The sequence below is a fragment of the Microbacterium sp. C5A9 genome (genome assembly GCF_022627955.1).
Classification (GTDB): domain Bacteria; phylum Actinomycetota; class Actinomycetes; order Actinomycetales; family Microbacteriaceae; genus Microbacterium.
Genome location: NZ_JABXGD010000003.1, coordinates 255,419 through 267,690 on the forward strand (window position 1 = coordinate 255,419; position 12,272 = coordinate 267,690).

General features: G+C 68.9%; 12 protein-coding genes. 11 read left to right on the top strand and 1 reads right to left on the bottom strand.

The window, feature by feature from the left end; all coding sequences use genetic code 11:
• Nucleotides 1-26 precede the first annotated feature (26 nt).
• From HWD99_RS07965 to HWD99_RS07995, 7 genes are read left to right on the top strand one after another with little or no spacing between them, the layout of a single operon-like run.
• A complete protein-coding gene (locus tag HWD99_RS07965) occupies nucleotides 27-2,990 on the top strand; it encodes a Na+/H+ antiporter subunit A (protein ID WP_241795692.1) in 2,964 nt (987 codons plus the stop codon).
• Entirely contained in the window at nucleotides 2,990-3,631 is a 642-nt protein-coding gene (locus HWD99_RS07970) for a Na(+)/H(+) antiporter subunit C (RefSeq protein WP_241795693.1), read from the top strand. The genes HWD99_RS07965 and HWD99_RS07970 overlap by 1 nt, the downstream gene beginning before the upstream one ends.
• Complete coding sequence (locus HWD99_RS07975) at nucleotides 3,628-5,181, top strand: Na+/H+ antiporter subunit D (RefSeq protein ID WP_241795694.1); 1,554 nt, start codon at nucleotides 3,628-3,630, stop codon at nucleotides 5,179-5,181. Before HWD99_RS07970 ends, HWD99_RS07975 begins: the two co-directional genes overlap by 4 nt.
• Complete coding sequence (locus tag HWD99_RS07980) at nucleotides 5,178-5,756, top strand: Na+/H+ antiporter subunit E (RefSeq protein ID WP_241795695.1); 579 nt, start codon at nucleotides 5,178-5,180, stop codon at nucleotides 5,754-5,756. The genes HWD99_RS07975 and HWD99_RS07980 overlap by 4 nt, the downstream gene beginning before the upstream one ends.
• The gene (locus tag HWD99_RS07985) at nucleotides 5,753-6,022 is read left to right on the top strand and encodes a monovalent cation/H+ antiporter complex subunit F (protein ID WP_091228603.1); all 270 of its coding nucleotides are present in this window, start codon (nucleotides 5,753-5,755) and stop codon (nucleotides 6,020-6,022) included. Before HWD99_RS07980 ends, HWD99_RS07985 begins: the two co-directional genes overlap by 4 nt.
• A complete protein-coding gene (mnhG, locus tag HWD99_RS07990; protein WP_241795696.1) occupies nucleotides 6,019-6,408 on the top strand; it encodes a monovalent cation/H(+) antiporter subunit G in 390 nt (129 codons plus the stop codon). Before HWD99_RS07985 ends, mnhG begins: the two co-directional genes overlap by 4 nt.
• Nucleotides 6,409-6,423: 15 nt before the next feature.
• Entirely contained in the window at nucleotides 6,424-7,239 is an 816-nt protein-coding gene (locus HWD99_RS07995) for a DUF2510 domain-containing protein (protein WP_241795697.1), read from the top strand.
• 39 nt (nucleotides 7,240-7,278) lie between these two features.
• On the opposite strand, the gene HWD99_RS08000 is transcribed toward HWD99_RS07995, so the two are convergent.
• Entirely contained in the window at nucleotides 7,279-8,040 is a 762-nt protein-coding gene (locus HWD99_RS08000; protein ID WP_241795698.1) for an alpha/beta fold hydrolase, read from the bottom strand.
• Nucleotides 8,041-8,145: 105 nt separating this feature from the next.
• On the opposite strand from HWD99_RS08000, the gene HWD99_RS08005 reads away from it, so the two are divergent.
• The 4 genes from HWD99_RS08005 to HWD99_RS08020 all read left to right on the top strand — a co-directional run bounded on the left by HWD99_RS08005 (nucleotide 8,146) and on the right by HWD99_RS08020 (nucleotide 12,259).
• Nucleotides 8,146-9,507 (top strand): MFS transporter, encoded by a 1,362-nt coding sequence (locus HWD99_RS08005; protein ID WP_241795699.1) that lies wholly within the window; start codon nucleotides 8,146-8,148, stop codon nucleotides 9,505-9,507.
• Between the two features lie 101 nt (nucleotides 9,508-9,608).
• Entirely contained in the window at nucleotides 9,609-10,325 is a 717-nt protein-coding gene (locus HWD99_RS08010) for an ABC transporter ATP-binding protein (protein WP_241795700.1), read from the top strand.
• Entirely contained in the window at nucleotides 10,322-11,620 is a 1,299-nt protein-coding gene (locus HWD99_RS08015) for an ABC transporter permease (protein WP_241795701.1), read from the top strand. Before HWD99_RS08010 ends, HWD99_RS08015 begins: the two co-directional genes overlap by 4 nt.
• An 18-nt stretch (nucleotides 11,621-11,638) precedes the next feature.
• Nucleotides 11,639-12,259, top strand: a complete 621-nt coding sequence (locus tag HWD99_RS08020) for a TetR/AcrR family transcriptional regulator (protein ID WP_241795702.1) — start codon at nucleotides 11,639-11,641, stop codon at nucleotides 12,257-12,259.
• The last annotated feature ends 13 nt before the right edge of the window (nucleotides 12,260-12,272 follow it).

The following is a 12,272-nucleotide window of genomic DNA, read 5'->3' on the forward strand; positions in this document are numbered from 1 at the left end:
CCGACGAGCCTTGAGGAGCCGCGTATATGCTGACGCTCCTCGCTGTGTTCCTTCTCGGGTCGATCCTGATGCCCGTTCTGGTGCGCTGGCTGGGGTCTCAGGCATTCGCCATCGCGGCTCTCATTCCCGCAGCGGCATTCATCCATGCGCTCGTGCTCACACCGCAGGTGCTCGACGGCCCGGCGCCGTTCGTCTCGGTCGCCTGGATCCCGCAGCTCGGGCTCAATCTCTCGATGCACATGGATGTGCTCGGCTGGGTGCTGACGCTGATCGTCACGGGTGTCGGTGCCCTCGTGCTGCTCTACTGCCGCTGGTACTTCCACGACGACTCCGCGGGCATCGGCCAGTTCGCCGCGGTGCTGCTCGGGTTCGCCGGCGCCATGTACGGCCTGGTGCTCACCGACGACCTGGTCATGCTCGTGATGTTCTGGGAAGTGACGAGCATCCTCTCGTACCTCCTCATCGGGCACTACCGGCGTCGCGCGGCGAGCCGACGGGCCGCGCTGCAGGCGCTGCTGGTGACCACGCTCGGCGGTCTCATCATGTTCGTCGGCGTGGTGCTGCTGGTGGTCGATGCCGGCACGTCGAGCATCCGCGAGATCCTCGAGCTCGCGCCGACCGGCGCGGTGGTCGACACCGCCGTCGTGATGCTGCTGATCGGCGCCATCAGCAAGTCGGCGCTGTTCCCCTTCCACTTCTGGCTGCCCGGTGCGATGGCCGCTCCGACACCCGTGAGCGCCTACCTGCATGCGGCCGCCATGGTCAAGGCGGGCATCTACCTGATCGCCCGCTTCGCCCCGATCTTCGCGTTCACCGGCCCCTGGCGACCGATCATCATCAGCCTCGGCGTGGTCACGATGCTGCTCGGTGGAATCCAGGCGCTGCGGGAGACCGACCTCAAGCGAATCCTCGCGTTCGGCACCGTCAGCCAGCTCGGCTTCTTCTCGATCGTCGTCGGCTACGGCACGCAGGCGACCGCGCTCGCGGGTCTGGCGCTCGTGATCGGGCACGCCCTGTTCAAGTCGGCGCTGTTCCTCATCGTCGGCGTGATCGACCGCCAGCTCTCGACCCGTGACATCACCGAGCTCAGCGGGGTGGGCCGCCAGGCGCCGGTCATGGCGACCGCGGCATTCATCTCGGTGGCGTCGATGGCGGGCATCGCACCGACCCTGGGCTTCGTGGCGAAGGAGTCGACGCTGACGGCGCTTCTCGACGACGCGCTGCACGGCTCGCCCTGGGGCCTCGTCGCGATCATCGGAGTGGTTCTCGGTTCTATGCTCACCGCGGCATATGGCATCCGGTTCCTGTGGGGCGCGTTCTGGACCAAGCGCGATGCGATGGGCGACCGCCTGCCCGACACCGCCTGGCCTGACCCGCCCGTCGGATTCCTCTCGGCGCCGATCATCCTGGCCGGCGTCACGATCGCCGCCGGCATCGGAGCCCCCGCGCTCGACACCGCGCTGCAGGGCTACGCCCTCACGGCGACGCCTGGCCTGGATGCCGAGGGCGTGGCGGCCGAGGGCCCGGGACATCTCGCGCTCTGGCACGGTCTGGAACCGGCGCTCGGGATCTCGATCCTGACGATCCTTCTCGGCGCGGGCCTCTTCCTGCTGACGATCCGCACCGGGTGGGACCGCAAGGCGCGGCTGATCCCGTTCACGGCGGCCGATGTGTACTACCTCGTCGTGCGCGGCGTCGACCGCCTGTCGGTGCTCAGCACGACCCTGACCCAGCGCGGTTCGCTGCCCGTCTACGTCGGCACGATCTTCGTCGTGTTCGTGGCGGCCGAGGTCACGGCGCTGCTCGCGAGTGACATCGACCGCTTCCAGCTCTCGGCCTGGCACACCCCGGCGCAGCTCGTCGTCGCCCCGCTGATGGCCGTCGCCGGCGTGCTCGCCGTGCGGGCGCAGAAGAGATACACCGGGGTGGTCCTCGTCTCGATCACCGGACTCGGCATGGTGGTGCTCTTCGCGACCAGCGGCGCCCCCGACCTCGCCCTCACGCAGATCCTCGTCGAGACCGTGACCATGGTCACCTTCGCCCTGGTGCTGCGGCGATTGCCGGCGCGCATGGGCGAGCACAACGCATCCGTCGGCCGCATCCCGCGAGCGCTGCTCGGCGTCGGCGTGGGACTCACGATGGCGCTGGTCGCGATCGTCGCGACCCAGTCGCGCGTCGCCGAGCCGATCTCCACCGGCTTCGCCAAGCTCGCCTACGAGATCGGGCACGGCAAGAACGTCGTGAACGTCGCGCTGGTCGACCTGCGTGGTTGGGACACGATGGGCGAGCTGTCGGTCCTCGTGCTCGCCGCCACGGGTGTCGCGTCGCTCGTGTTCGTCACGCACCGCGCCGACATGCTCGCCGCGACCAAGACGCTGCCGAAGTCGAAGCGTCGCGCGAACCGCGCTCGTCCTCTCGTCGAGACGACCGAGGGCGTGCGCTTCCAGACCACCGAGAACGAGAGCAACCCGCGCGCCTGGCTTGTCGGCGGTGCGAAGGTGAAGCCCGAGAACCGGTCGATCCTGCTCGAGGTGATCGTCCGCATCCTCTTCCACACGATCATCGTGGTCTCGATCTTCCTGCTGTTCGCCGGTCACAACCTGCCGGGAGGCGGCTTCGCGGGCGGTCTCGTCGCGGGCATGGCCCTCGTCATGCGCTACATCGCGGGTGGTCGGTGGGAGCTCGGAGCCGCGGCGCCCACGGATGCCGGACGACTGCTCGGCACCGGCCTGATCCTCGCGGTCGGCACGGCCGTCGTTCCCCTGTTCTTCGGCATGGCCCCTCTCACCAGCACGTTCTGGGAGTGGGAGATCCCCGGGATCGGTCACATGGAGTTCGTCACGTCGACGATCTTCGACGTGGGTGTGTACCTCGTCGTCATCGGTCTGGTGCTCGACGTGCTCCGCAGCCTCGGTGCCGAGGTCGACAGGCAGTCGGCGGCCCTGCGTGAGTCGCAGGGAACCGGACCCCGGGGCGGGGTGAGCATCTGATGGACGTCTCGCTGACCCTCATCGTGATCATGGCCGTGCTCTTCGCCTGCGGCGTCTACGCGATGCTCGAGCGCAGCCTGACCCGTGTCCTGATCGGGTTCCTGCTGCTCGGCAACGCGACCAACCTGCTGCTCCTCATCGTGATGGGGGTGCCCGGCAGCGCCCCGTTCTACGGAGCCGAGGGCGAGATCAGCGATCCGCTGCCGCAGGCGCTCACACTCACGGCCATCGTCATCACCTTCGCCGTCTCGGCGTTCCTGCTCGCCCTGATCTACCGCTCCTGGCAGCTCGGCCAGGCCGACACGGTCGAGGACGACGAGGCGGACATCGCACTGCGCGAGCGCACGGATGCCGACGAGGACCTCATGGAAGACGAGGCCGACACGGCGGACGACGAGGCCACTACCGACTTCGTGGGCGTGCAGACCTCGCCGATCACTGTGCTGCACATGCGCGACCACCCCGCCATCCACGACGATGCGCCGGTCGATCGGCCCGCCTCGTACGAGGCGGATGACGGCGACGGTGCGGACGCCGGTCGCGATGAACGCGGCGGCGACGACGGCCCGGACGATGCCGGGGAAGACGGACCAGCCGAAGCCCGCGAAGAGAACCCGGACGAAGGGGAGGACCGCCGATGAGCGCTCTCGTTCCCCTCCTCGTCGCCGTGCCGCTGCTCGGCGCCGCGATCACCCTGGTCTTCGGGCGCAACGCGCGACTGCAGGTCTTCGTGACGGTGGCGACGCTCGCGGTGGTGTCGGTCATCGCCGCGGTGCTGCTCGTCGCCGTCGACTCCGGTGCTCCGCTGGCGGTCTCGGTCGGAGGCTGGCCGGTGCCGTTCGGCATCGTGCTCTACGTCGATCGACTCGCCGCCCTGCTCGTGCTCATCTCGAGCATCGTGCTGCTCGCGGTCCTGCTCTTCTCGATCGGCCAGGGCGTCGCCGACGGCACCGACGAGACGCCGATCTCGATCTTCAACCCCTCGTACCTGATCCTCGCGGCGGGAATCTTCAACGCCTTCATCGCGGGTGACCTGTTCAACCTCTACGTGGGCTTCGAGATCCTCCTCGTCGCGTCGTACGTGCTCATCACGCTCGGCAGCACCGAGTCGCGCATCCGCACCGGCGCCGTGTACATCGTCGTGTCGCTCGTGTCGTCGATCCTCTTCCTCGCGTCGATCGCGATGATCTACGGAGCGCTCGGCACGGTCAACATGGCGCAGATCGCCGAACGCATGACCGAGATCCCGCAGGAGACGCAGCTCGTGCTGCACCTCATGCTCGTCGTGGCGTTCGGCATCAAGGCCGCGATCTTCCCGGTGTCGTTCTGGCTGCCCGACTCGTATCCCACCGCGCCAGCGCCGGTGACCGCGGTCTTCGCCGGACTCCTCACCAAGGTCGGCGTCTACGCGCTGATCCGCACCGAGACGCAGCTGTTCGCCGACAACAGCATCGACACGCTGCTGCTGATCATCGCGCTCGCGACCATGATCGTCGGAGTGCTCGGTGCGGTCGCCCAAGCGGAGCTCAAGAGGATCCTCTCGTTCACCCTGGTGAGCCATGTCGGCTACATGATCTTCGGCCTCGCGATCGCGACGCCCGCGGCGATCGGTGCGACGGTCTACTACATCGTCCACCACATCATCGTGCAGACGACCCTGTTCCTCGCCGTCGGGCTCATCGAGCGTCGAGCGGGCAGCACCTCGATCCTGCGGGTGAAGGGACTCCTCAAGGTCGCCCCGGTGATCGCGGTCCTGTACTTCATCCCTGCCATCAACCTCGGCGGACTGCCGCCCTTCTCGGGCTTCATCGGCAAGTTCGCGTTGTTCGAGGCCGCGGCATCCGTCGGCACGCCCCTCATGATCGTGCTGATCGTCGGCGGTATCGTGACGTCGCTCCTCACGCTCTACGCACTGATGCGCGCCTGGAACCTCGCGTTCTGGCGTGAGGAGGAGGACTCGAGCGAGACCGAGGGGCGCATCTCGTACCTCGGCAACGCGCCCGCAGCCGACGAGCAGCAGGAGCGGCGCCGCATCCCCCGCATCATGACCGTCGCGACCGCCGGCATGGTCGGCGTGACCGTCGCCCTCACGGTGTTCGCGGGTCCTCTCTACGCCCTCTGCGACCGCATCGGCGCGGCCCTCCTCGAACCCGTGAGCCTCGTGCAGCTGGAAGACGAGGTCGACGGATGAGCCCGAACACCCGTCGTCACATCTGGCGCGACATCGGCGTGCAGCTGCCGTTCCTCGCGTGGCTCATCGTGCTGTGGATGCTGCTGTGGGGCCAGTTCACGGTGCTGGCGTTCCTGTCGGGCCTGGTCGTGGCGGTGTTCGTGACGCGCGTGTTCCGACTGCCGACCGTCGAGCTGTCGGGGCGCATCAACGTCTGGTACGCGGCGCTGTTCGTGGTGCAGTTCCTGCTCGCGATGGTCCGCGGTGCCGTGTCGGTCACGGCGCAGGTCTTCGACTTCCGCCGTCAGCCCGGCGCGGCGATCGTCGCGGTGCCGCTCAGGTACGCCGACGATCTGATCATGACCCACGTCTCGGTGGTGTCGTCGCTGATCCCCGGATCGCTCATCGTCGAGGCCGACCGCGACCGGCAGATCCTGTACCTGCATGTGATCGGGGTGCGGAACCTGGCTGATGTCGAGAAGCAGCGCGAGAACGTGCTGCGCTGGGAGCGTCGCGTCGTGCGAGCGCTGGGTGCCCCCTCGCAGTACCGTGCGCTCAAGGCCGACGGGCGTGCAGCGAAGGGCGGTGTCCGATGAACGTGCTGCTGCTGGCGATCATGGTGGTGTTCGGCGTCGCGGCGATCCTGACGATCATCCGCATCGTCCGTGGTCCGTCGATCCTCGACCGCGCCGTCGCGTCCGACGTGCTGCTCACCGAGGTCATGTGCGTGCTCGGCGCCGAGATGGCGATCAACGGCCACACACGCAACATCCCGGTGATGCTGATCATCGCCGCGGTCGGCGTCTTCGGCTCGATCGCCGTCGCCCGCTTCGTCGCGAGAAGGGACAACACGACACCATGAACGTGTTCGGTCTCAGCATCCCCGACTCCGTGATCGACGTCGCGGTGCTCGTGCTGATCCTGCTCGGAGCCATCCTCTGCCTCTCGGCCGCCGTCGGACTGCTGCGGTTCCGCGACGTGCCCTCGCGGCTTCACGCGGCCACGAAGCCTCAGGTGCTCGGGCTCGTGCTCATCTGCCTGGCCATCGCGCTCTCGATGCGCACGGTCGGCGGAATCCTGGTCGGCCTCGCGCTCGTCGCCCCGATCGTGCTCATGCAGTTCGCGACCGCGCCGCTGTCGGCGCACATCGTCGGACGCCAGGCGTATCGCAACGGCACCACCGACGAGCGGAGTCTCGTGGTCGACGAGCTCGCAGAGTCGAAGCAGACCCCGCCGGCCGCAGGCTGAGGGACGGACGGATCGATGTCGACACCCCAGGGCTGGTACGACGCGGGCACGCCCGGACGCCAGCGCTGGTGGGACGGAGCGCAGTGGACCGCCCATGAGCGCGAGACGCCGCTGACGACTCCCGCGACGGGATGGTACGCGGTGCCGGGCACGACCGACGTCCGCTGGTGGGACGGCGTGATGTGGACCCCGTACCGCGTCCGTGCCGGCACGCCACGTCCGGATGCACTCGCGGTCGAGCCGCCGGCGATGGGAGTGGTCCTCGGCATCGTCTTCGTCGTCCTGGGGCTGATGCAGCTGACGGCGGCGCTGATCACGCAGAACCCGGGGAACTTCGTGCTCCCCGTCTTCCTGACGGCGGTCGGCGTGATCTGGCTCCTGGGTGCCGCGCACTCCCGAGCCGTGCGCATGCTCGCGGTTCCGCAGTCGGCGCCGATCGTCGACGAGGTCGTGCGACCGCTGCCCGGCGAGGTCGACGGGCCGGGTGCCGGCTGGTATCCGATGACGAGGCAGGTCAGCCGATGGTGGACCGGGTCTCGCTGGAGCTGGTACCTCGGCACCCGCTTCGGCGTGCGTCCCGGGCACGCCGGGCCTCGTGGTTACCTCGTGTCGATGATCATCGGCTGGTGCGCGACCGCGATCGCGGTGATCGGTGTGATCGTGGCGGTGGCTGCGAGCTTCATGGACCAGGGGCCCGTCACGCTCTTCCTGATCGTCTTCGGCCTCGCCTTCGCCGTGCTCTTGGGCGCTCTGGGCGCGTTCATCCTTCTTCTCACGCGGTCGCGCCGCAACGCGCTGCTGCTGCCGACGGCACCCCCACCGCTGCGCTGAGCCGCGCGCCGACGTCGGGGAGCGGCGGCGAGAGCGCGCTCAGAGGCGGTCGGCGAAGTCCTGGATGAGTGCCGCGGCGGGCTCGGAGTCGCTGATCAACGTGCCGTGCCCGTGATCGGGGATCACCCGCAGGTCGGCGCCGGGAATCTCGTCGATGATCTCGCGGCACCAGCTCATCGGCGCCAGCGGGTCGCTCTCGCCGCGCAGCACGAGCACCGGGCAGTCGATGCGGGCGAAGGCCTTCTCGGGCTGGTGGGCGATCGTCGCCTTGATCTTCCGGATGAGGTGAGGGCCGCCGCGCAGATACTCGCGCGCCCCACGCCAGATCACGAGAGGCCGCTCGCCGACGAGGTCGGTCAGCAGGTAGCTGGCCTGCGCGCCGAGATTGCGTGCCGCCTTGTTCACGGTCGGCCCCGCGAGCACGACGCCCTCGACGAGCGAGGGATGCCGCGCGGCGAGTTCCGCCGCGATCTGGCTGCCCATCGAGTGTCCGATCACGACGACCGGGCGCTCTCTCGCGTGCCGGAGGTAGGCGGCGACGAGGTCGGCGTGGCGTTCCATGGTGAGGGTGCGCGTCGGCTCGGGTGCTTCGCCGAACCCGGGCAGATCGAGGGCGACGACGCGGCCCTGCAGGCGCTGCACCACGTCGAGGTACACACTGCGGCCCATGCCGATGCCGTGCAGCAGCAGGAAGGTGCGCGGGCCCTCGCCGAAGGACTCCGCGATCAGCGTCGCCCCGGCGTGCTCGAACTCCAGAAGGGTGACGGGTGTGCCCTTCGGGGCGAGATAACTGGAGACCACCCATCCACGTTAACCGAGCGGGGGGCCGCCGCCGAATCCCGATCTGATGCCGGCCGCATGCCGATACGCCGAAAAGCGCTCGGTCGCCGCGTGCGAGGATGAAGGGTGACCTCGCACGACCCCGACGCCGATCAGACCGCCCCGGGAGAGGCCACGCGAGACGCGAAGCCGCGACTCCTCACCCGCGTGACAGCCAGTCTGAGCGACCCGGTGCTCCGGGCGCTGTTCACCGCCACCGCCGTCTCGCGCGTCGGTCGCGGGGTGTTCCTCGCGGTGACGGTGCTGTTCTTCACGCAGATCATCGGGCTGTCGGCGGCTCAGGCCGCGGTCGTGCTCGCGGTGTCGAGCGGATGCGGTGTCGTGGCGTCCTTCCTCGGCGGGTGGCTCGCCGACAGGTGGAGCGCCCGGCGCCTCGCCTTCTCGTTCGAGCTCCTCGGCGGACTCCTGCTCGCCGCCTACGCGTTCGCGGGCGACTTCGTCTCTGCTCTCGTGCTCGCGAGTCTCGGCGGCTTCTTCGACTCGATCGGGCATTCCGCGCGCTCGGCGATCATCGCGCGCGGCTTCGCGGCAGAGAAGCGCGTGCACGCACGGGCGGTGCTCCGCACCGTGACCAACCTGTCGATCGCCGCGGGGTCGGGCTTCGGCGCGATCGCCCTCGCGCTCGGCACTCCCGAGGCGTACCGCATCGTGATCGCGAGCGCGGGAATCGTGTGCGCGCTGGGGTCCCTGCCGCTGCTGCGGCTCACCGCCGCGGTCGACGCCCCGGCCAGGGCGCGCATCGGAGACGTGCGCACCGAGACCGGATCCATCGACACGGATGCCGCCGCGGCCGCCCTCTCGGAACGCAGGGACTGGAACCGCCGCTCGCCGTGGCGCGATCCCCGCTATCTGCTGCTGACCGTGCTGTCTGCGGTGTTCGGGATGCAGTTCGGTGTGGCCGAGCTCGGCATGCCGCTCTGGGTGACCGAGAACACCGAGGCACCCGAGGTGACCGTCGCACTGCTCCTGGTCGTGAACACCACGCTCGTGGTGCTGTTCCAGGTGCGGGCCTCGCGGGGCACCCACGAGCTGCGCGTCGCGGGCCGGGTCACGATGATCGCGGGATGGCTGATGGTCGCCGCCTGCCTCGTCTACGCGCTCGCGGCGGGCCTGCCGACCTGGGCGGCTGTGGTCGTGCTGGTCGTCGCGATGGTGGCGCACACGTTCGCCGAGATCCTCTCGCAGGCCGGAGCGTGGGGACTGAGCTTCGAGCTCGCCGACCAGGTGCGCGCCGGTGCGTATCAGGGCGTGTTCGGAATGGGGTTCTCGCTCGGGGCGCTCGCCTCGCCGATCGTCGTCAACGCCACGGCGATCACCTTCGGGTTCGCCGGTTGGGCGATGCTCGCCGCGATCTTCCTCGCTGCCGCAGCGGGCATCTGGGCGATCGCACGCCGGGCCGCCGCGGCATCCGCGCCGGTTCCTGCCTGAGGTCGAACCTGTGAATCCGCCCTCGTCGACGACCCGGTGTTGATACTTGCAGTGACTGCACTTTATAGTTGCAGCCACTGCAACTTATCGAAGGGGTATCCATGGCCGAGGACGCAGATGCTCTCATCCCGCCGGCGCTGCGCGCGGTGGGTGTGACACGCACGTACGGACGAGGCGACGCCGCCTTCACCGCACTCGACGGCGTCGACGTCGCCGTGCAGCAGGGGAGGTCACTCGCGATCGTGGGCAAGTCGGGCTCGGGCAAGTCGACGCTGATGCACCTGCTCGCCCTCCTCGACAGGCCCACGGCGGGGACGATCGAGGTCGCCGGCCGCTCGGCATCCGCCCTTCGTCCGGCCGAGCTCACCACCGTCCGCAACAAGAGGTTCGGGTTCGTCTTCCAGCAGTTCTTCCTCACCGGCGGGCAGTCGGTGTTCGAGAACGTGAGCCTTCCGCTCGTGATCGCCGGCGTGCCGGCTCGGCAGCGGAAGGAGAGGACGTTGGCCGCTCTGGACGCCATGGGGTTGGCGGACAAGGCCGGCAACAGGGCGACGGACCTCTCGGGGGGTCAGAAGCAGCGCGTCGTCATCGCACGGGCCCTCGTGAACGAGCCCTCGGTGATCTTCGCCGACGAGCCCACCGGGAATCTCGACACCGCCACGGGCGCGCAGGTCGAGGAGATCCTCTTCGGGCTGCAACGGGAGCGGGGCATCACACTCGTGGTCGTGACGCACGACTCCGATCTGGCGGCACGCTGCGACAGCACCGTCACGATCGCCGACGGGCGGATCATCTCCCGATCGGAGGTCGCAGCGTGAAGACGGCAGACGTGGTGCGAATGGCGACCAGGAACGCCTTCCGGAGCAAGCTCCGAACGACCCTCACCGTGTCGAGCCTCTTCGTCGGAGCCTTCACGCTCACCCTGACGACCGCTCTCGGCGCGGGCGTCAACGACTACGTCGAGCGTCAGGTGGCGACCCTGAGCAGCGGAGACATCCTTCTCGTCAGCCCGGCGACGACCGTCGACACGTCCGACGGGCCCGCGGAGTGGGATCCGGACGGTCGGCAGCAATCGGGGGCCGCGACGCCGCTCACCGGTGGAACGCTGCTGAACGCGGACGACATCGAGACGATGGAGGGCATCGACGGAGTGCGGGGCGTCGAGCCGATCACCCAGATCGTCATCGATTGGATCGCCCCATCGGACGACGAGGGCGACACGCGGTACGAGCTCGATGTCAATCCGACCTCGTCGATCGGACAGAGCGACCTCGTCACGGGTGAGCAGCTGGACCGGGAGTCGACGGAGAACGAGATCGTGCTCCCTGAGGAGTACGTCGACGCGCTCGGCTTCGCGGATGCGGAATCCGCGATCGGCGCCGCCATCACGCTCGGATACACCGACTCGGTGCGAGAGCAGCAGACCGTCACCGCCGCTGTCGTGGGCATCGCACGAGAGAGCCTGTTCGCCTCCGGCGCCGGAGCCAACTCCGCGCTGACGGAGTCGATCGCGGCCGCGCAGACGGCCGAGGGGCAGCCCGAGGCCTGGCCCCTCGCCGTCGTGCAGCTCGTGGGCGACGATGACGGCGGCGTGAGCGATGACGCCCTGCAGCGAGCGAAGGCCGATCTGGCGGACGCAGGTCTCGCCGGGCAGACGATCGAGGATCAGCTGGGGGTCGTGCAGACCGTGATCAACGGCATCATCGGCGTGCTGAGCGCGTTCGCCCTCGTCGCCCTCGTCGCGGCGTCGTTCGGAATCGTGAACACGCTGCTGATGAGCGTCCAGGAGCGCACGAGAGAGATCGGTCTGATGAAGGCGATGGGCATGTCGAACGGGCGGGTGTTTGCGCTGTTCAGCCTCGAGGCCGTCGTCATCGGGTTCCTCGGCTCCGCGATCGGGGCGCTCGCCGCGATCGCAGCGGGATCGGCGATCGCCGGCGTGGCGGGAGACACCGTTCTCTCCGCGCTGCCCGGTCTGCAGATCCTCCTGTTCGACCCGGTGACGGTGATCGCCGTGATCGTCGTGATCATGCTCATCGCGTTCCTGTCGGGTGTCCTGCCCGCCCGCCGCGCCGCGCGTCAGGATCCGATCGAGTCGCTACGGTACGAGTGACCCTAGGAGCAGCAGATCATGTCGACCCCCGCAGTCCAGCGCCGCAAGGACGCACGAGAGAAGGCCGCAGCCATCGAGCGGGCGGCGACCGACCTCGTGCTCGAGCACGGCTACGAAGCGGTCAAGGTCGACATGATCTGCGAGCGCGCCGGCGTCAGCCAGCGCACCTTCTTCAATCACTTCCGCACCAAGGACGCGGCGTTGCTGGGAAGCGAGTATCCGACGCTCGACGCCGCCGCCGCTCAGGAGTTCATCGCGTCGAAGGGGCCGCTGCTGGCGGGTGCCGCACTGCTCATCCGGGTGGATCCCGGCGACCTCAGCCTGGAGCCCGCATACCTCGCCCGCCGCATCCGTGCGATCGGATCGAGTGCGACGCTCATGGCGCTGCAGATGGAGCGGATCACCTCTCTCGATGACGAGCTCCGTGCAGTGATCGAGCTCCGACTCGCTGCCCAGTATCCGGACGAGAGCGAATCGGATCGCAGCGCGCAGGCTGCCCTCATCACCCAGCTGGTCGCAGGGCTGATGCGGTACGTCGGACTCTCGTGGGCCGAGGAAGCGGCCGCGGGGGCTGTCCCCACGATCGATCCGGAGTCCATCTCCGCTCTGCTGTCCCGAGCGTTGGCCAAGCTGGCCTGACGTCGTCGCCGCC

Bases quoted from the DNA above. Each gene is read 5' to 3' on its own strand.
- HWD99_RS07965 (WP_241795692.1), top strand. From the start codon at position 27: ATGCTGACGCTCCTCGCTGTGTTCCTTCTCGGGTCGATCCTGATGCCC.
- HWD99_RS07970 (WP_241795693.1), top strand. From the start codon at position 2,990: ATGGACGTCTCGCTGACCCTCATCGTGATCATGGCCGTGCTCTTCGCC.
- HWD99_RS07975 (WP_241795694.1), top strand. From the start codon at position 3,628: ATGAGCGCTCTCGTTCCCCTCCTCGTCGCCGTGCCGCTGCTCGGCGCC.
- HWD99_RS07980 (WP_241795695.1), top strand. From the start codon at position 5,178: ATGAGCCCGAACACCCGTCGTCACATCTGGCGCGACATCGGCGTGCAG.
- HWD99_RS07985 (WP_091228603.1), top strand. From the start codon at position 5,753: ATGAACGTGCTGCTGCTGGCGATCATGGTGGTGTTCGGCGTCGCGGCG.
- mnhG (WP_241795696.1), top strand. From the start codon at position 6,019: ATGAACGTGTTCGGTCTCAGCATCCCCGACTCCGTGATCGACGTCGCG.
- HWD99_RS07995 (WP_241795697.1), top strand. From the start codon at position 6,424: ATGTCGACACCCCAGGGCTGGTACGACGCGGGCACGCCCGGACGCCAG.
- HWD99_RS08010 (WP_241795700.1), top strand. From the start codon at position 9,609: ATGGCCGAGGACGCAGATGCTCTCATCCCGCCGGCGCTGCGCGCGGTG.
- HWD99_RS08020 (WP_241795702.1), top strand. From the start codon at position 11,639: ATGTCGACCCCCGCAGTCCAGCGCCGCAAGGACGCACGAGAGAAGGCC.